We start from the raw sequence: 17,501 nt of genomic DNA on the forward strand, positions 1-17,501 counted from the left end.
TTTGCCACTGTTACTTGATGAAAACTCACGCAAGTCTCCGGGGTTTCTATACTTGAGATGTTCAGATTATTAGACAACCGGAGCTGCAATGATCGATCTCTATTACGCCCCTACCCCAAATGGCCACAAAATTACGCTGTTTCTCGAAGAGGCTGGCCTGGATTATCGTTTAATCAAGGTTGACCTGGGGAAAGGCTGTCAGTTTCGCCCGGAGTTTTTGCGTATTTCGCCGAACAATAAAATTCCGGCAATTGTTGATCATTCACCGACTGATGGCGGCGAACCGTTAAGCCTCTTTGAGTCAGGTGCAATTTTGTTGTATCTGGCGGAGAAAACGGGACTATTTTTAAGTCACGACCCGCGTGAGCGCGCCACCACCTTACAGTGGTTATTCTGGCAGGTTGGCGGCCTGGGGCCGATGCTTGGGCAAAATCATCATTTTAATCACGCAGCCCCCCAAACCATTCCTTACGCTATTGAACGCTATCAGGTTGAATCTCAGCGTCTGTACCATGTACTGAACAAGCGACTGGAAAACTCCCCCTGGCTTGGCGGCGAAGATTACAGCATTGCGGATATTGCCTGTTGGCCGTGGGTAAATGCATATGCTCGCCAGCGGATTGACCTTGCTATGTACCCGGCAGCGAAGAACTGGCATGAGCGGATCCGTTCGCGCCCTGCCACCGGGCAATCACTATTAAAGGCCCAATTGAATGATGAGCTCTCAGATAGTTAACTGAGAAAGGTTCTCGTGTATTATTCCAGTCTAAGTAAAACAACAGGGAACCTGCAATGTCACAACCTGCCGCTATTATTCGTATAAAGAACCTTCGTTTACGTACATTTATCGGAATTAAGGACGAAGAGATTAACAACCGTCAGGACATCGTTATCAATGTCACGATCCACTACCCCGCCGATAAAGCGCGTACCAGTGAAGATATTAATGACGCGCTGAACTATCGCACCATCACCAAAAACATCATTCAACACGTAGAGAATAACCGTTTCTCTTTGCTGGAAAAATTAACTCAGGATGTGCTCGATATCGCACGTGAACATCACTGGGTAACCTATGCTGAAGTGGAGATCGATAAACTGCACGCGCTGCGCTATGCCGATTCGGTATCAATGACCTTGAGCTGGCAGCGTTAACCGCCATATCGGGAGGCTGCATGAATATAGTGATCACCGGAGGGACAGGATTAATTGGTCGCCATTTAATCCCGCGTTTGCTGGAGTTGGGCCATCAGGTCACCGTAGTGACGCGTACCCCGCAGAAAGCCAGTTCAATCCTCGGCCCCCAAGTGACACTATGGCAAGGGCTTGCCAATCAAAGCAACCTTAACGGCGTTGACACGGTAATCAACCTGGCTGGCGAACCGATTGCCGACAAACGCTGGACTCGCGAGCAAAAAGACCGACTGTGCCAAAGTCGCTGGAATATTACGCAAAAACTGGTGGATTTAATTAACGCCAGCGACACGCCGCCGTCGGTCCTTATTTCAGGTTCAGCGACGGGATATTACGGTGATTTAGGTGAAGTGGTGGTTACCGAAGAAGAGCCTCCACATAACGAATTTACCCATAAACTCTGCGCTCGTTGGGAAGAAATTGCCTGTCGGGCGCAAAGTGACAGAACACGAGTGTGCCTGCTGCGTACCGGTGTGGTACTGGCACCAGATGGCGGTATTCTCGGCAAAATGCTGCCGCCGTTTCGTCTTGGCCTGGGTGGCCCGATTGGTTCTGGTCGGCAGTATCTGGCCTGGATTCATATCGATGATATGGTCAACGGGATTCTCTGGCTGCTGGATAACGATCTGCGCGGGCCATTTAATATGGTTGCCCCCTACCCAGTACGCAATGAACAATTTTCCCATGCGCTCGGCCATGCACTGCATCGCCCGGCGATTATGCGCGTCCCCGCGACCGCCATTCGGCTGTTAATGGGCGAATCTTCAGTTCTGGTATTAGGCGGACAACGTGCGTTACCAAAACGGCTTGAAGAAGCGGGTTTTGCGTTTCGCTGGTACGATTTAGACGAGGCGCTGGCAGATGTTGTTCGCTGATGCGTTTAACCGCAAACATCCACCAGATAGCCTCCGGTTTTACAGGATTAGTGGCTTTTCGCGATAAGATCGTCTGGCGAAAGTCGGGTCACCATCAGAACTAACTCTCTGTCTACCCCCCTCTCCAGCATCTCCTGAGCAATTCGCAGAGCTTCTTCGCGTTTTCCCAGAATTAATCCATCATTCCGCCCTTCTTCACGTAATCTGTCAGCAATGGTCATCAGTTTCTCCTTTTCTTGTGGTGCACGTTCCGCTATCTCACCAATAAAATCACGAAAACGCTGGGCATCCCCCGTTTGTAATACGTAATTAAACAGGGCTTTTAGCTGTCTGTCATTAGTGTTCCCTGTAACTAATAGGGAAACAATTTGCTCTACTAATCCCAACAGATCGCGCTGGCGAATATGTTTCTGAATTAACTCCAGCAATGCCATTTTACGGTGTTGCATAATCTCGTCATCCGGCACTACGGTAATATCCACCAGCGGAAAAGCCGATGAATAAATTTTGCGGGCTATAGCAGGTTCCGCAAATTCATCTAACCAGCAGAGAGAATAAGGATAAGGACTCCTGCAACCGTGATAAAACAGCATTGGGATCACTAAAGGCAGTTCTTTATAGCCTGCATCAAGATGGTTTTGCATCGCCGCGATGGAATAGCGCATCATGCGAAAAGCCATTAGTTCTTCCGCCTTACTTTGGTGTTCAATGACGACATAAATATACCCCATCCCATCCTCAGTTTTCACTGACCACAAGATGTCGGAATAATATTGTCGCAGGTTTTCATCAATAAAACTGTTGGGTTCCAGTTTTAGCGTCGTTAAATCACACAGTTTACGTAGCGGCGCGGGAAGGTGAATATCAATAAAATCCCGCGCGGTGTCCGGATGACGTAAAAAGGATTTAAATACCGCATCATGCGGTGTGGAAGTTGTCGATATGGTCATGGCGTTCCGTCACCCCTCAAATTTAAGATGACGAGACAATAACCACCCTTTATAAGCAATGCAGCAGGCAGTTTTTATATCTGGACAGCGACTTCAGAACTATTTTAAGTGGACTGCAATATATACATCTCAATGGAAGCTAACTCGCAAATTAGCCTTGAAAATACTCCGGCAGCATTAGCCACCGGAGAGATAACTATTTCAGCGCCCCCTTAAGGAACTGTTGCAAACGAGGACTTTGCGGGTTGCCAAATAATTGTTCTGGCGCGCCCTCTTCTTCAATTTTCCCCTGATGGAGGAAAATAACATGTGTAGAGACATGGCGAGCAAATTCCATTTCGTGAGTCACCACCACCATCGTTTTCCCCTCTTCCGCCAGCTGCTGCATAATGCGCAGCACTTCGCCCACCAGCTCTGGGTCAAGGGCCGATGTAGGTTCATCAAACAGTAGAACTTCCGGTTCCATCGCCAGCGCCCGTGCAATGGAAACACGCTGTTGTTGACCACCGGAAAGATGCACCGGGTATTTCCCCTGCGCGCGTTCGTCTATGCCAACTTTCGCCAGATATTTCACCGCCCGCTCGCGTGCTTCCAGCTTGCTCAGGCCCAGCACCTGAATGGGCGCTTCCATGACGTTTTCCAGTACCGTCATATGGCTCCAGAGATTGAAGTGCTGGAACACCATGGTCAGGCGCGTGCGCAGTAAGCGCAGCTGATTTTTATCGGCGACTTTGAGTTGGCCGTCTTTATCCCGCACCAGATTGATGGTCTGGCCGTTAACCACGATCGATCCTTCACTCGGTTTTTCGAGGAAGTTAATACAGCGCAGAAAGGTACTTTTCCCCGATCCCGACGATCCGATGATGCTGATCACATCCCCGGCGTTCGCTTGCAGTGACACCCCTTTCAGCACTTCATGTTCGCCGTAGCGTTTGTGCAAATCGATAACGTTTAATTTATTCTCGGACATCGTATTCTCAGTGCGTTGAAGAAGGTTTCACATGCTGCAACCAGCGTTTTTCTGCCCTGCGAAAGAGGCTGATCAGGACATAAGAGATCATTAAATAGAGTACCGCAGCAATGCCGAAGGCGGTAAAAGGTTGATAAGTCGCGGCGTTGATATCGCGGGCAATTTTCAGCAGATCCGGTACCGTGGCCGTAAACGCCAGCGCGGTAGAGTGCAACATCAGGATCACTTCGTTGCTGTAGGCCGGTAAAGCAATACGCAGCGCTGACGGCAAAATAATGCAGCGATACATTTTAAAGGTCGAGAAACCATAGGCTCTGGCAGCTTCGATTTCCCCGTGAGGCACCGAGCGGATCGCTCCGGCAAAAATCTCGGTGGTGTAAGCGCAGGTGTTGAGCGTCAGCGCCAGCACGGTACAGTTCAGGCCACTGCGGAAGAAAGCGTTAAGGAACTCGGTCCCTTTAACAATCTCCAGCGTGTACATGCCGGAATAGAACACCAGCAACTGCACATACAGCGGCGTACCGCGAAAAATATAGGTAAACAGCCAAATGGGAAACTGGATGTATTTATTGCTGGAGACGCGACCAATTGCCAGAAACAGCGCCAGAATGCCGCCCATGACTACCGACAAAATCAGCAGCCAGAGGGTGATTGCCACACCGGTAAAGCGATAACCGTCAGTCCACAGCAGCGGTTTCCAGTATTCATGTAAGATTTCGATCACAGGTCAGCCCTCTTCACACCCACGGAGTAGCGGCGCTCAAGGAACAGCAGCACACCATTGGAAACGGTGGTAAAAACCAGATAAATCACGCCACAAACGATGGCGAAATAGAACGGTTCCCAGGTACTTTTGCCTGCCAGTTGAGTGGCTTTGACCACATCTTCCAGGCCGAGTAACGAAACCAGGGCGGTAGATTTGAGGATCACCTGCCAGTTGTTGCCAATGCCCGGCAGAGCGTAACGCATCATCGCCGGAAACATAATCCGCCGAAACACTTGCCCACGGGTAAAACCGAACGCCGTCGCCGCCTCTATTTGCCCTTTCGGCACCGCCATAAACGCGCCACGGAACGTTTCGGTGAAGTAAGCACCGTAAATAAACCCCAGGGTGATAATACCGGCAACCATCGGATCAATATCAATCTGCCCGACGCCCATCGCCTCCGTCACCGTATTTAGCGCAATCTGCAAACCATAAAATATCAGCAGCATCAACACTAAATCCGGCACGCCGCGAATCAGCGTGGTATATCCTTCGAAAATCAGCCCCGAGAGCTGATTTTGCGAAAGCTTACCGCCAGCGCCAATTAAACCGATGATTACAGCGAGCACTACAGAACTGATAGCCAGCTCCAGCGTGACGAGCGCACCCTGTAAAATAACACCTGAAAACCCATACAACATGCTGCCTGTCCTGTCGTGTGTGGTGAATTTCCCGCCTCTTGTCTCCCTCCGGTTGCCCAAAGGGAGCGGGCTTTCTTTCACCGATGGTGATTAACCACCATAAACATCAAAATCGAAGTACTTTTTCGCTAATTTCTCGTAAGTACCGTCAGCGCGCATTTCGGCAAAGGCTTTGTTCAGTGCCTCGCGCAGTTCGTTATCTTCTTTACGCAGGCCCATGCCGGTGCCTACACCGAACAGTTTTTCATCTTTAACCGATGGACCACCGAATTTGTAATCTTTACCGACTGGCTGTTTGAGGAAACCTTCGCTGGCGGCAACTTCGTCCTGGAACGCAGCATCAATACGCCCGGCGGTCAGGTCAGAATAAATGTTGTCCTGCCCCTGATAAGAGACGATTTCAATGCCTTTTGGCGCCCAGTGCTCGTTACCGAACGTCTCCTGAGTAGTCCCCTGCAATACGCCTACCCGCTTGCCTTTCAGCGATTCTACTGTCGGTTGGATGTCGGCGTTTTTCGCCACAACCAGACGAGAATCGGCGGCGTACAATTTGTCGGTGAAGGCTATTTCCTGCTGACGTTTTTCAGTGATAGAAAGCGATGACATGATGGCGTCAATCTTCTTCGCTTTTAATGACGGAATTAACGCATCCAGCGGATTTTCGACAAATGTACATTGCGTATTGATGCGTTTGCATAATTCCTTTGCCAGATCGATATCAAAGCCAACCAATTCACCTTGTGAATTTTTTGATTCAAACGGTGCATAAGTTGGGTCAGTACCGATGCGAATATTTTGCGGAATAGCAGCAAAAGCAGCAGTCGCGCTGGAGAAGGCCAGAACCAGAGAGAGCGATAGCACCAGTTTTTTCATAATGTCCTCAACTGACAGTCTTTTAATAGGGAGTGTTTACAGGTTTGTTACACTTATCGTGCCATAAAATTGACCAACAAGGCAAAATATCCAGGCCAGTTAGCCGTATTATTTTTCATTAAAATTGCTTAAGTATGCATTTCAATGCACCACGATAGTGCAACAAACCTGGAGCGCACCATGATAATGACGCTATCAGGTGCAGCCTCCCTGCGACGTATCAGTCACCGTAGACATTAAAATCGAAGTACTTTTTCGCCATCTTGTCGTAAGTACCATCCTGGCGCAGCTCGCCAAGCGCTTTGTCAAAGGCGGCTGTCAGTTCGGCATCATCTTTACGCAACCCAACACCGGTGCCGTCACCAAAGTATTTTTTGTCTTTCACTGATGGACCTGCAAAGGCGAACTCTTTACCGGCTGGTTGCTTAAGGAACCCTTCACTGGCAGCAACTTCATCTTGTAACGCAGCATCCAGACGCCCCGCAGCAAGATCGGAATAGACTAAATCCTGGTTGGCATAGGCCACAACATCAATACCTTTACTGCGCCAGGTATCGTTAGCGTAGGCTTCCTGAGTGGAGCCTTGCAGCACTCCTACATGTTTACCTTTCAGTGAATCCAGCGTTGGCTGAATCGGCGAACCTTTGGCGGCAATCAGACGGGAATCCGCGGCGTACAGCTTGTCGGAGAAAGCAATCTCCTGCTGACGTTTGTCGGTAATGGAGAGCGACGAAATAATCGCGTCGATTTTTTTCGCTTTCAGTGAGGGGATCAGCGCGTCAAAATCACTGGCAACCCAGGTACATTTTACCTGCATCCGTTTGCACATCTCGTTACCGAGATCGATATCAAAGCCAACAAAGTCACCTTTGGCATCTTTCGATGAGAACGGCGCATAGGTGGTATCGGTTCCGATACGTACCGTCTCCGGCAGCGCAGCATAGCTGGAAGCCGCTGCGGAAATACCGACTAACAAAGACAGAGCGAGAATCGACTTCTTCATACATAACCCTCAAGTGAAATGGCTTTTTTATGTTGTGTATTGTGTTGTGTGTTTGCAGGCTCGTTCATGCAGGTCTTATGCCATCTTGCCGACAGCAGCAACATTCAACGTAAAATATGTTAATAAGACGTTGCATTATTGTCCTGAAATTGAAGATAGCAGGTATGGCGGTTGAATCGCAGCGTTTCGATTCAATGGAAGGAACAAAATGTCGAGGATTTGATCGCGGTTGCAAAATTGCCCTGAAACAGGGCAACAGCGGCGTTATGCGCCCTGCCAGCGGGCAAAGAGATCTTCAGGAAGGGTTATCGAAAACTGGTCAAGAACACGGTTAACCGTCTGATTTATCACATCATCAAGGGATTGCGGGCGATGATAAAACGCCGGAACAGGAGGCATAATCACCGCACCAATTTCTGCCGCCTGAGTCATTAAGCGCAGGTGGCCTAAGTGCAACGGTGTTTCACGCACGCAGAGCACCAGCGGTCGACGCTCTTTCAGCACCACATCTGCCGCACGAGTCAACAGGCCATCGGTATAGCTATGGACAATGCCGGAAAGGGTTTTGATTGAACAGGGTAAAATCACCATCCCCAGCGTCTGGAAAGAACCAGAAGAGATGCTGGCGGCAATATCGCGCGCATCATGAGTTACATCAGCTAACGCCTGCACTTCGCGCAGGGTAAAATCCGTTTCGAGAGATAAGGTCTGGCGCGCCGCCTGGCTCATCACCAGATGCGTTTCGATATCTGCAACATCGCGCAGAACCTGTAATAAGCGCACGCCATAAATCGCGCCGCTGGCACCACTGATGCCTACAATGAGTCGTTTCATAGAGAGTTGCCCTGTCAGACTTGCTGGCAGACTTTGCAGGATTTCGGCGGGAGTTGCAAGTCAGGGTGCCAGACTGGCACCCTGAGCGAAGGCGTCATCCTTCGTTATGCATTTCCAGGTTTTCCACTTCATTCAGACGTTGCAATGCTTTGGCGTCGTCATTACGTAAGGTATCGAGGAAATCGAGATAGCCCTGATCAACATCTTTAGTAACGTAAACGCCGTTAAACACTGAGCATTCGAACTGCTGGATATCCGGATTTTCAGCGCGAACAGCTTCGATCAGATCGTTGAGATCCTGGAAAATCAAACCGTCGGCACCGATGATCTGACGAATTTCATCCACTTCACGACCGTGGGCGATCAGTTCCGTGGCGCTTGGCATATCAATACCATAAACGTTCGGGAAGCGAATCTCCGGTGCCGCAGAGGCGAGATATACTTTCTTCGCTCCGGCTTCGCGTGCCATCTCGATAATTTGTTCAGAGGTGGTGCCGCGCACGATGGAGTCATCAACCAGCAGGACGTTTTTATCGCGGAACTCAGCGCGGTTAGCGTTCAGTTTACGGCGCACAGATTTACGACGCAGTTGCTGACCCGGCATGATGAAGGTACGACCAACATAGCGGTTTTTAACAAAGCCCTGACGGTACGGTTTGCCCAAAATTCGGGCGATTTCCAACGCGATATCGCAGGAAGTTTCCGGGATCGGAATAACCACGTCGATATCCAGATCTTCCCATTCACGGGCAATTTTCTCACCCAGTTTCGTGCCCATATTAACGCGGGCGCTGTAAACGGAAATTTTGTCGATGAATGAGTCCGGACGGGCAAAGTAAACATACTCAAATAAGCACGGATTGCTGACCGGATTGTCTGCACACTGACGGGTAAACAACTGCCCTTCTTCAGTGATGTAAATCGCTTCGCCTGGGGCGACGTCACGCAGGAACTCAAAGCCCAGCGTATCGAGCGCAACGCTTTCGGAAGCGACCATATATTCCGTGCGATTCTCGTCGATATCACGTTTCCCCAACACCAGCGGACGAATCCCGTTAGGATCGCGGAAGGCGACCATACCGTGGCCGATAATCATCGCTACGCAGGCATACGCGCCGCGAATTTGGCGGTTCGTGGCGGCAATGGCGGCGAAAATGTTGTCGGCTTCCAGCGGGTAGTGGCGGAAGTTGTCCAGCTCGCTGGCGAAGATATTAAGCAGAATTTCCGAGTCGGAAGTGGTGTTGATGTGGCGGCGTTTTTCTTCAAACAGTTTTTTACGCAACTCGTGAGCGTTGGTCAGATTGCCGTTGTGGGCAAGCGTAATACCATACGGAGAGTTAACGTAAAACGGCTGCGCTTCAGAGGCACTGGAGCTGCCAGCCGTAGGGTAACGCACATGACCAATGCCCATATTGCCCTGCAAACGCTGCATATGGCGAGCTTCAAATACATCGCTCACCAGCCCGTTCGCTTTACGCAAACGAAAGCAGTTATTGGCATCTATGGTGATGATGCCGGCGGCATCCTGACCGCGATGCTGAAGCACCGTTAAGGCATCATAAATCGACTGGTTAACCGGCATAACACCGGCGATACCGACAATACCGCACATACGTCTTTTTCCTCGTTAAGCCACATCTCAGAGCACTTACGCCCTGGGCAAGAAACTTGACGAGCTTTGCAGATAATCAAAAAACCATCTGATGATAAAACTGAACTGCGGGATCAGCTGTGATTTGCTCCAGTCTTCGCTTTTCGACACTCCGGTAAAGGAGTCGAGAAAGAAGAGTATGGCGGCAACAATCAACACACCGCGCAACGCACCGAAACAGACGCCCAGCACCCGATCGGTGCCTGTCAGATGGGTTTTCTCAACCAACTGACCTATCACGAAGTTGACGATTGCGCCAACGATCAGGGTTGCGATAAACAGTACCGCGATGGCAATCCCATTTCGAACCAGTTCGTCTTCAAAGCCCGTAAACCAGGCTGACAGGTAAGTGTAGTAATGACTGGCGACAAAGAAAGCACAACCCCATGTCACCAGTGATAACGTTTCACGAACAAAGCCGCGGATCAGGCTAACCAGAGAAGAAAAAGCAATCACCGCGATTATGGCGTAATCAATCCAGACCATATGTGTCCCACGATTTTACGCCCTGTCATCCTGTTCGGGGCGCATTCTAACAGAAAAAGAAAACGTTTGCGTAGGGATTTCCTTCCCGCGCATCAATAAAAATGGCGCTGAAAAAACATTCAACGCCATCGACTTTTTATGTCTTTGCGGCATCGGGCAATCATTGTCGGATGCCGCGTGAACGCCTTATCCGACCTACGGTTTTGCTCCTGCACAAGCCTGATAAGACGCGTTAGTGTCGCATCAGGCAACGGCTGTCGGATGCGGCGTGAACACCTTATCCGACCTACGGGTCTACCCCTGCCCAGGTCTGATAAGACGCGCCAGCGTCGCATCAGGCAAAACCGTATTAATTTGGCGTGTAGCCCATAACCACGCCGCTCAAACCAGAGATCTGCTTCAGTTCGCCAAGCGATCCTTTCAGCTTATCTTTCGAGGCATCTGGTCCCACGAGAATACGGGTGATTTTACCCTGCACTGGCGTCGACGGCGAAGTATAAACCCGATATCCCGCGCCACGCAGCTTACCGACAATCTCATTCACTTTATCGGCATTTTTCAGCGCGCCCAGTTGCACAACGTATGCTTTACCCGTCGGCGCTGCTTTTTCTTCAACAACCGGCTTCGCTTCTGGCTTCGGCGGGGGCGGCACTTCAACCTTCGGCTTAGGCGGATCCACCGGTTTCGGTTTCGGTGGAGCGACCGGTACAGGCTCCGGTTCAAACACGGTATTATTGGCCGCAATGGTTGCCGGGTCGAGCGAAGGCGCTGCGGCATCACCTGCCCGCACCTCTTCTGCCGCGCCTTCTGGCGGCTGTGTCGGCAACGCCTGAGTGGCGGCTGGCATCATATCAGGCTCGTCACGATCGCCCGCTTTCGGCACCAGCGGGATCGCTGCAAACTCATCCTGATAATGTTTTTTCTGCCCATCAAGCAACCCTGGAAGCACAATAACTCCCAGAGCTACCAGCACAATAGTGCCAACTAACCGATTCTGAAACTTACTCGCCACCGCTTCTCCTCGCGTCAATCACTTCCATGACATGTGCGACCGTATGGAACGAACCACACACCAGCACGGTATCTTCCGGTTTAGCGTCCGCCATTGCGGCATCCCATGCCTGCGCAACACTATCGAATGGTTTGCCGTTCCCCAGATGCTCAAGCAGTTGTGCTGCCGTGGCACCGCGCGGCCCTTCCAGTGGCGCACAATACCAGTCATCAACCACGCTTTTCAACCAGGCCAGCGTTCCGGCAATATCTTTATCATGTAGCATACCGATAACCGCCAGCACGCGCCCGTTTTTCGGTAACGCTTTCATGCGTCCGGTAAGATATTCCGCCGCATGAGGATTATGGGCAACATCAAAAATGACGCGTGGGGACTCGCTCACAATCTGGAAACGTCCAGGCAAAATTGCGCTGGCAATACCGTCACGAATTGCCTTTTCACTGACTTCCAGACCGCTGGCTCGCAGTGCCGCCAGTGCTGTTGCGGCATTCGGTTGCGGGACAAGTGGCAACGGTAACCCCGTCAGCGTGCCGTGAGCATCGGTAAATGACCAGTCATGGTCAGTGACGGAATAATTCCACTCAACGCCACAACGTTGCAACAGTGCGCCTTTCTCCTGTGCTACATCGGCAATGGTGTAAGGCATTTCTGGCTCACCGACGATTGCCGGTTTTTCGTTGCGGAAGATCCCCGCTTTTTCACGACCAATGCTTTCACGATCTGGCCCCAGCCAGTCGGTATGATCCAGCGCGATACTGGTCACCACGGCAACATCAGCATCGACAATGTTAGTAGCATCCAGACGACCGCCCAGACCTACTTCCAGAATCACCACATCGAGTTGCGCCTGTTTGAACAACCATAATGCCGACAACGTACCGTATTCAAAATAAGTCAGAGAAATATCGCCGCGCTCGGCCTCAATCTCGGCAAAAGAGGCTGTATGGGCCGACTCTGCCAGCTCTTTGCCCTGTATACGAACGCGCTCGGTATAACGCACCAGATGCGGCGAACTGTACACACCCACCTTGTACCCTGCCGCCATCAGAATCGACTCCAGCGTACGGCAGGTCGTGCCTTTGCCATTAGTTCCCGCAACGGTAAACACAAACGGTGCAGGTTTAAGGACGCCAAGATGCGCCGCAACCTGGCTGACGCGCTCAAGGCCGAGATCGATAGTTTTACTGTGCAGGTTTTCCAGATAAGAAAGCCACGAAGCCAGAGGCGACGCGGCTTGAGGAGTGCGTTTGATAATCATGGTATCCGCTGATTCTTTACGGGGAGAATAAATAGCAAAAGGGCAGAGCCAGTGGCCCTGCCCTTATCAGTTATCAGGCCTCTGGTTCCTGATCCGGCACCGGTGGCACCACTTCGCCTTCACGCGGCGCATCAGGATTAGGCGCAGGCAGATTCATCAGCTTCGCCAGAATGCTAGCCAGTTTCAGGCGCATTTCCGGACGACGGACGATCATATCAATGGCGCCTTTCTCGATCAGGAATTCACTGCGCTGGAATCCTGGCGGCAGTTTTTCGCGAACGGTCTGTTCGATAACGCGCGGACCGGCAAAGCCGATTAACGCTTTTGGTTCAGCAATATTGAGATCGCCCAGCATCGCGAAGCTTGCAGAAACACCGCCCATGGTCGGGTCGGTCAGCACGGAAATGTACGGTAACCCGCGCTCCTGCATTTTCGCCAGTGCCGCAGAGGTTTTTGCCATCTGCATCAGCGACATCAGCGCTTCCTGCATACGTGCGCCACCAGAGGCGGAGAAGCAGATCAGCGGGCAGTTATCTTCCAGCGCCTGCTCAACGGCACGCACGAAACGAGCGCCAACCACTGAGCCCATTGATCCGCCCATAAAGGCAAATTCGAATGCTGCAGCGACAACCGGCATACCGTACAGGGTGCCTTTCATCACCACCAGCGCGTCTTTTTCGCCGGTTTCTTTCTGCGCAGAGGCCAGACGGTCTTTATACTTCTTGGAGTCACGGAACTTCAGCACATCTTTCGGCTCAAGCTCGCTACCCAGCTCCACAAGGCTGCCTTCATCTAACAAGCTATGCAGGCGATTACGCGCCGACATACGCATGTGATGGTCACACTTCGGACAGACCTCAAGATTACGTTCCAGTTCAGCGCGGTATAAAACCTGACCGCAGCTATCACACTTAGTCCACACACCTTCAGGAATGCTCGCCTTGCGGGTGGGAGTAATGTTGCTTTTAATTCGTTCAATCCAGCTCATTAGGGACCTTTCTGTCTGAACCTGGTTCGATGCCAGTTTTATCTTTGGGGACGCATAATGCCATTTTTGCCCCCAACAGACCATGAATGTTGCACATTAAAACATAACAGCCCGAAACTTTGGATAAAAAAGTGGTCGAACCGCGGAGTTACTTTTTATTTGCGGCGCGTGCCGCAGCGCGTTTGTGACGGATAATTTCGATGACGCCCGGCAAAATGGAAACCACAATAATACCGACGATCAGCAGCTTAAGGTTATCCTGAACCATCGGGATTGTACCGAAGAAATAACCTGCATAGGTAAAAAGCAGTACCCATAACAGTGCGCCGATCACGTTATAAGCGGCGAAGTGACGGTACGACATGTGGCCCATACCCGCAACAAACGGGGCGAACGTTCTGACGATAGGCACAAAACGAGCGAGAATAATGGTTTTGCCGCCATGTTTCTCATAAAACTGGTGCGTTTTGTCGAGATAACTACGACGGAAAATTTTCGAATTGGGGTTACTGAATAACTTCTCACCGAACAGTCGCCCAATAGTGTAGTTGACCGCATCACCCACAATTGCAGCAATCAACATCAGTACTACCATCATATGGACGTTGAGATCGTTAGTCTCCAGAGATGCCAACGCGCCAGCGACAAACAGCAGGGAGTCACCTGGTAAAAATGGTGTTACCACAAGCCCGGTTTCACAAAACAGAATCAAAAACAGAATGGCATAAACCCAGACGCCATACTCCGCGACCAGCTCCGCCAGATGCACATCAATGTGCAAAATAAAATCGATGAGGAAATAAATCAGGTCCATAATTGCCTACGCCTTGTACTCTTCATTTCTCAGGCTGTAGCTACGTTGGCTTCAGCCTGAAATTTTTAGAGCATTATTCTCATTAGTCCGCCAGAAATAGCGGGCCCATTGGCGGTTTTGGAAGATCAAATCGGTCAGGGTAATCTACCGCAACCAGATATAGCCCTTCCGCTTTCGCCGTTGCTGCCGCCAGCGTTCTGTCCTTTGCCGCTAACAACTCTGCTATCCAACTCTCTGGCTGGTTGTGGGCGCCTACTTCCATCAGGCTACCGACAATATTCCTCACCATATGATGTACAAAGGCATTCGCTTTGATATCCACCACCACATAAGGACCATGTCGCGTGACGTTAATATGCATAACGTTGCGCCACGGCGTTCGGGACTGGCACTGCACAGCGCGAAATGAGGTGAAATCATTCTCGCCCAACAAGCATTGCGCAGCACGATGCATCCGTTCGGCATCCAGCGGTTCGTAAAAGTGGGTCACACCTTTACTCAGCACCGCCGGACGCAACCGATGATTGTAGATGATGTAGCGATAACGGCGAGCCGTGGCGCTAAATCGGGCATGAAAATCATCAGGTACAGCTTTAACCCAACGCACAGCGATGTCACCAGGCAAATTCGCATTTACGCCTAATGTCCACGCAGCGTCTTTGCGCTGCGCGGTGGTTTCGAAATGCACTACCTGCCCGGTGCCATGTACGCCTGCGTCAGTACGCCCGGCGCAGAAGACGGTAATTGGTTCGTTCGCCACCTGGGAGAGCGCCTTTTCCAGCTTCTCCTGCACGCTGCGAACTTCGTTCTGTCGTTGCCAGCCGTAATACTTACTGCCGTCGTACTCAATGCCCAGCGCAATTTTATAAACTGGCGGTTGTTGCTGGTCGGACATTAGTACAGGTACTCCTGCACCAGTTTCTCGGCGATTTTCACTGCCATCAGTGCGCCACCAAAACGGACGTTATCGGCCACCGACCAGAACTGGATTTGCTCCGGCATACCGTAATCATTGCGCACGCAGCCCACAGAAAGATGCGGCGACCCGGAAGCATCGCCCACCTGCGTTGGAAATTCATTCTCTTCAGAAAGCTCAATATCTTCGCTTTGAGCAAACGCATCACGCGCCTCTTCCGCCGCCAGCGGACGCAGTGCTTCAAAGTTGACCATCTGAGCATGGCCATAAAATACCGGTGCCTGGACGACGCTTGCCGAAATCATCAGCCCTTCGTCCTGCATGATTTTGCGCACTTCATCGACGATACGGCGTTCTTCACGTACAGAACCTTCCCTGTCCGGCAGTAACGGCAGCATGTTGAACGCGAGCTGACGCCCGAAGAAATCTTCTTCGTCAATCGGAATGCCGTTGAGCAATTTCGCACTCTGCCCCGCTAACGCATCGACCGCTTTTTTGCCCTGTGCGGAGGCTGAAATCAGGCTGGTAACGCTAATACGCGACAACCCGCCCTGATCGATTAACGGTTTCAGAGAAGCCAACAGCTGGCTGGTCAGGCTGTCCGGTACGGCGATGACATTACGATTACGGTAATCAGCCAGTACAAACGGGTTTACTTCCGGCACCACCAGCGGTACGTCTGGTTCGAGAGCGAACAATCCGCTGCTGTCGATAACCAGGCAGCCTGAGTTGGTTGCTTCTTCAACCCAGGCAGCGGTCGCTTCTTTGCCTGCGACGAAAAACGCCAGTTGCGCCTGCGTCCAGTCAAATTCGGCGGCATCCTGCACGGTGATTGTCTTACCACCAAAACGCAGATGCTCGCCTGCGCTTTCGTTACGTGCCAGTGCATAAATTTCCCCAACCGGGAACTGACGTTCAGCCAGCGTTTCAAGCAGGGCTTCGCCCACAGCGCCAGTTGCGCCCAGGACGGCAATGTTCCAGCCTTCAGACATGGTGGTTTACTCCAGAAAATGCAAAGCTCCCTGCCTATGTTACAGCAGAGAGCATGAAGAAGAGATTAACGAGCCGGATGATGAACGGCGTTAAAACCCAGTTTACACAGTAATGATGCCACACTGGCGTCATCACAAATCACATACAGAGACGACCATTCGCGGCGCTCAAGGTAATTTTTGCGCAGTTTATCGAACTCACCCGGAATTCCGGCGACTTTACGCAGCGGTGCGTCATCGCGGCGCACATCATACACCAAATGCACCAGTCTTTTCAGCGTCGGTTGATCGAGTGGACCATGCAGCGTAATGCGACCGAACTCTGGCGCGGGCAGTAACGTATCCAGCGCAACGTGTTGTTCATGCCCAATAAACTTGCTATAGGCTTCAAACACTTGCGTCGTGCCACGCGCTTTACCTTCGAGGGTATAGCCCGCGATATGCGGCGTGCCGATATCCACTTTTTGCAGTAGTTCGACGTTGAGCTCTGGCTCGCCCTCCCAGACATCCAGCACCACGCTTAACTTCTGGCCTTCATTCAGACAGGTCAGTAGTGCGGTATTATCAACGACTGCGCCACGGCAGGCGTTAATCAGAATCGCCCCCGGCTTCAGGCTGCGAATCAGTTTCTCATCCGCCAGATGCCGCGTTTTGTACGGACCGTCTTTAAACAGTGGCGTATGGAAAGTCAGAATGTCTGCTTGCGCGACTAGTTCATCAAGAGGGCGGAAATCGCCTTCATCCCCACGATCGGCGCGTGGTGGATCGCAAAGTAATGTTTTGATCCCCCACGCTTCCAGCCGCGCCTGTAACCGTCGCCCTACGTTGCCGACGCCCACGATCCCCACGGTACGCTCGTGCAGTGAAAATCCATCGCGTTCGGCAAGCATCAGCAGTGACGAGAAAACATATTCCACTACCGCAATCGCATTGCAGCCAGGTGCAGCAGAAAAACCAATTCCCGCCTGCTTTAACCACGTTTCATCGACATGGTCCGTCCCTGCAGTCGCGGTGCCAATAAATTTTACTGGTTTTCCTGCCAGCAAAGATTCATTCACTTTCGTGACCGAACGCACCATCAAAGCATCTGCATCATCCAGTTCAGCAACTGGAATTGGACGCCCCGGAACCGCTTTCACCTCCCCCAGGCGACTAAATAATTCGCGGGCATAAGGCATATTTTCATCAACAAGGATTTTCACGTTTGTGGTACCTGTATGAGAACGAGAGTTAACCGAACAAGTGTGCCATAATCTCGCGGCCAGGCATACTTGCGAT

The 17,501-nt window shown here is 51.3% G+C and carries 19 protein-coding genes; 3 read left to right on the plus strand and 16 right to left on the minus strand.

Features of this window, described 5'->3' with window-relative positions:
* Positions 1-88: 88 nt before the first annotated feature.
* The 3 genes from yfcG to H9644_RS10610 are packed head-to-tail and all read left to right on the plus strand — an operon-like array spanning position 89 to position 2,069.
* Positions 89-736 carry a GSH-dependent disulfide bond oxidoreductase gene (gene yfcG, locus H9644_RS10600; RefSeq protein WP_191774495.1) on the plus strand — a complete coding sequence of 216 codons (648 nt, stop codon included), beginning with the start codon at positions 89-91 and terminating at the stop codon, positions 734-736.
* Positions 737-792: 56 nt separating this feature from the next.
* On the plus strand, positions 793-1,155 hold the full coding sequence (folX, locus tag H9644_RS10605; RefSeq protein ID WP_064526562.1) for a dihydroneopterin triphosphate 2'-epimerase: 363 nt from the start codon (positions 793-795) through the stop codon (positions 1,153-1,155).
* A gap of 20 nt (positions 1,156-1,175) precedes the next feature.
* Positions 1,176-2,069: a TIGR01777 family oxidoreductase gene (locus H9644_RS10610; protein ID WP_191774497.1), complete on the plus strand. Its 894-nt coding sequence runs from the start codon at positions 1,176-1,178 to the stop codon at positions 2,067-2,069.
* Positions 2,070-2,116: 47 nt separating this feature from the next.
* On the opposite strand, the gene H9644_RS10615 is transcribed toward H9644_RS10610, so the two are convergent.
* From H9644_RS10615 to pdxB, 16 genes are all read right to left on the minus strand, one after another.
* The gene (locus tag H9644_RS10615) at positions 2,117-3,019 is read right to left on the minus strand and encodes an Rpn family recombination-promoting nuclease/putative transposase (protein ID WP_191774499.1); all 903 of its coding nucleotides are present in this window, start codon (positions 3,017-3,019) and stop codon (positions 2,117-2,119) included.
* Positions 3,020-3,215: 196 nt separating this feature from the next.
* Positions 3,216-3,989: a histidine ABC transporter ATP-binding protein HisP gene (gene hisP / locus H9644_RS10620; protein WP_191774501.1), complete on the minus strand. Its 774-nt coding sequence runs from the start codon at positions 3,987-3,989 to the stop codon at positions 3,216-3,218.
* 7 nt (positions 3,990-3,996) lie between these two features.
* Positions 3,997-4,713 (minus strand): ABC transporter permease, encoded by a 717-nt coding sequence (locus tag H9644_RS10625; RefSeq protein WP_064526550.1) that lies wholly within the window; start codon positions 4,711-4,713, stop codon positions 3,997-3,999.
* Entirely contained in the window at positions 4,710-5,396 is a 687-nt protein-coding gene (hisQ, locus tag H9644_RS10630; protein ID WP_191774503.1) for a histidine ABC transporter permease HisQ, read from the minus strand. Before hisQ ends, H9644_RS10625 begins: the two co-directional genes overlap by 4 nt.
* A 90-nt stretch (positions 5,397-5,486) precedes the next feature.
* Positions 5,487-6,269: a histidine ABC transporter substrate-binding protein HisJ gene (hisJ, locus tag H9644_RS10635; RefSeq protein WP_064526543.1), complete on the minus strand. Its 783-nt coding sequence runs from the start codon at positions 6,267-6,269 to the stop codon at positions 5,487-5,489.
* A 220-nt stretch (positions 6,270-6,489) separates the two neighbouring features.
* Positions 6,490-7,272, minus strand: a complete 783-nt coding sequence (gene argT / locus H9644_RS10640) for a lysine/arginine/ornithine ABC transporter substrate-binding protein ArgT (RefSeq protein WP_064526540.1) — start codon at positions 7,270-7,272, stop codon at positions 6,490-6,492.
* Between the two features lie 264 nt (positions 7,273-7,536).
* A complete protein-coding gene (gene ubiX / locus H9644_RS10645; RefSeq protein ID WP_191774507.1) occupies positions 7,537-8,106 on the minus strand; it encodes a flavin prenyltransferase UbiX in 570 nt (189 codons plus the stop codon).
* Between the two features lie 94 nt (positions 8,107-8,200).
* Entirely contained in the window at positions 8,201-9,718 is a 1,518-nt protein-coding gene (purF, locus tag H9644_RS10650) for an amidophosphoribosyltransferase (protein WP_064526534.1), read from the minus strand.
* 36 nt (positions 9,719-9,754) lie between these two features.
* Positions 9,755-10,243 carry a colicin V production protein gene (cvpA, locus tag H9644_RS10655; RefSeq protein WP_064526531.1) on the minus strand — a complete coding sequence of 163 codons (489 nt, stop codon included), beginning with the start codon at positions 10,241-10,243 and terminating at the stop codon, positions 9,755-9,757.
* 349 nt (positions 10,244-10,592) lie between these two features.
* Positions 10,593-11,255, minus strand: a complete 663-nt coding sequence (gene dedD / locus H9644_RS10660; protein ID WP_064526528.1) for a cell division protein DedD — start codon at positions 11,253-11,255, stop codon at positions 10,593-10,595.
* The gene (gene folC / locus H9644_RS10665) at positions 11,245-12,513 is read right to left on the minus strand and encodes a bifunctional tetrahydrofolate synthase/dihydrofolate synthase (protein ID WP_064526525.1); all 1,269 of its coding nucleotides are present in this window, start codon (positions 12,511-12,513) and stop codon (positions 11,245-11,247) included. The genes dedD and folC overlap by 11 nt, the downstream gene beginning before the upstream one ends.
* A 73-nt stretch (positions 12,514-12,586) precedes the next feature.
* Entirely contained in the window at positions 12,587-13,501 is a 915-nt protein-coding gene (accD, locus tag H9644_RS10670) for an acetyl-CoA carboxylase, carboxyltransferase subunit beta (RefSeq protein WP_064526523.1), read from the minus strand.
* A 148-nt stretch (positions 13,502-13,649) separates the two neighbouring features.
* Positions 13,650-14,315 carry a DedA family protein gene (locus tag H9644_RS10675; protein WP_064526520.1) on the minus strand — a complete coding sequence of 222 codons (666 nt, stop codon included), beginning with the start codon at positions 14,313-14,315 and terminating at the stop codon, positions 13,650-13,652.
* Between the two features lie 82 nt (positions 14,316-14,397).
* Positions 14,398-15,210, minus strand: coding sequence for a tRNA pseudouridine(38-40) synthase TruA (gene truA, locus H9644_RS10680; RefSeq protein WP_001283589.1), 813 nt, complete (start codon positions 15,208-15,210; stop codon positions 14,398-14,400).
* Positions 15,210-16,223: an aspartate-semialdehyde dehydrogenase gene (locus H9644_RS10685; protein WP_064526517.1), complete on the minus strand. Its 1,014-nt coding sequence runs from the start codon at positions 16,221-16,223 to the stop codon at positions 15,210-15,212. The genes truA and H9644_RS10685 overlap by 1 nt, the downstream gene beginning before the upstream one ends.
* Before the next feature lie 65 nt (positions 16,224-16,288).
* A complete protein-coding gene (gene pdxB / locus H9644_RS10690) occupies positions 16,289-17,425 on the minus strand; it encodes a 4-phosphoerythronate dehydrogenase PdxB (RefSeq protein WP_064526514.1) in 1,137 nt (378 codons plus the stop codon).
* Positions 17,426-17,501 lie beyond the last annotated feature (76 nt).

It is taken from the genome of Escherichia whittamii, assembly GCF_014836715.1.
GTDB classification, from domain to species: domain Bacteria; phylum Pseudomonadota; class Gammaproteobacteria; order Enterobacterales; family Enterobacteriaceae; genus Escherichia; species Escherichia whittamii.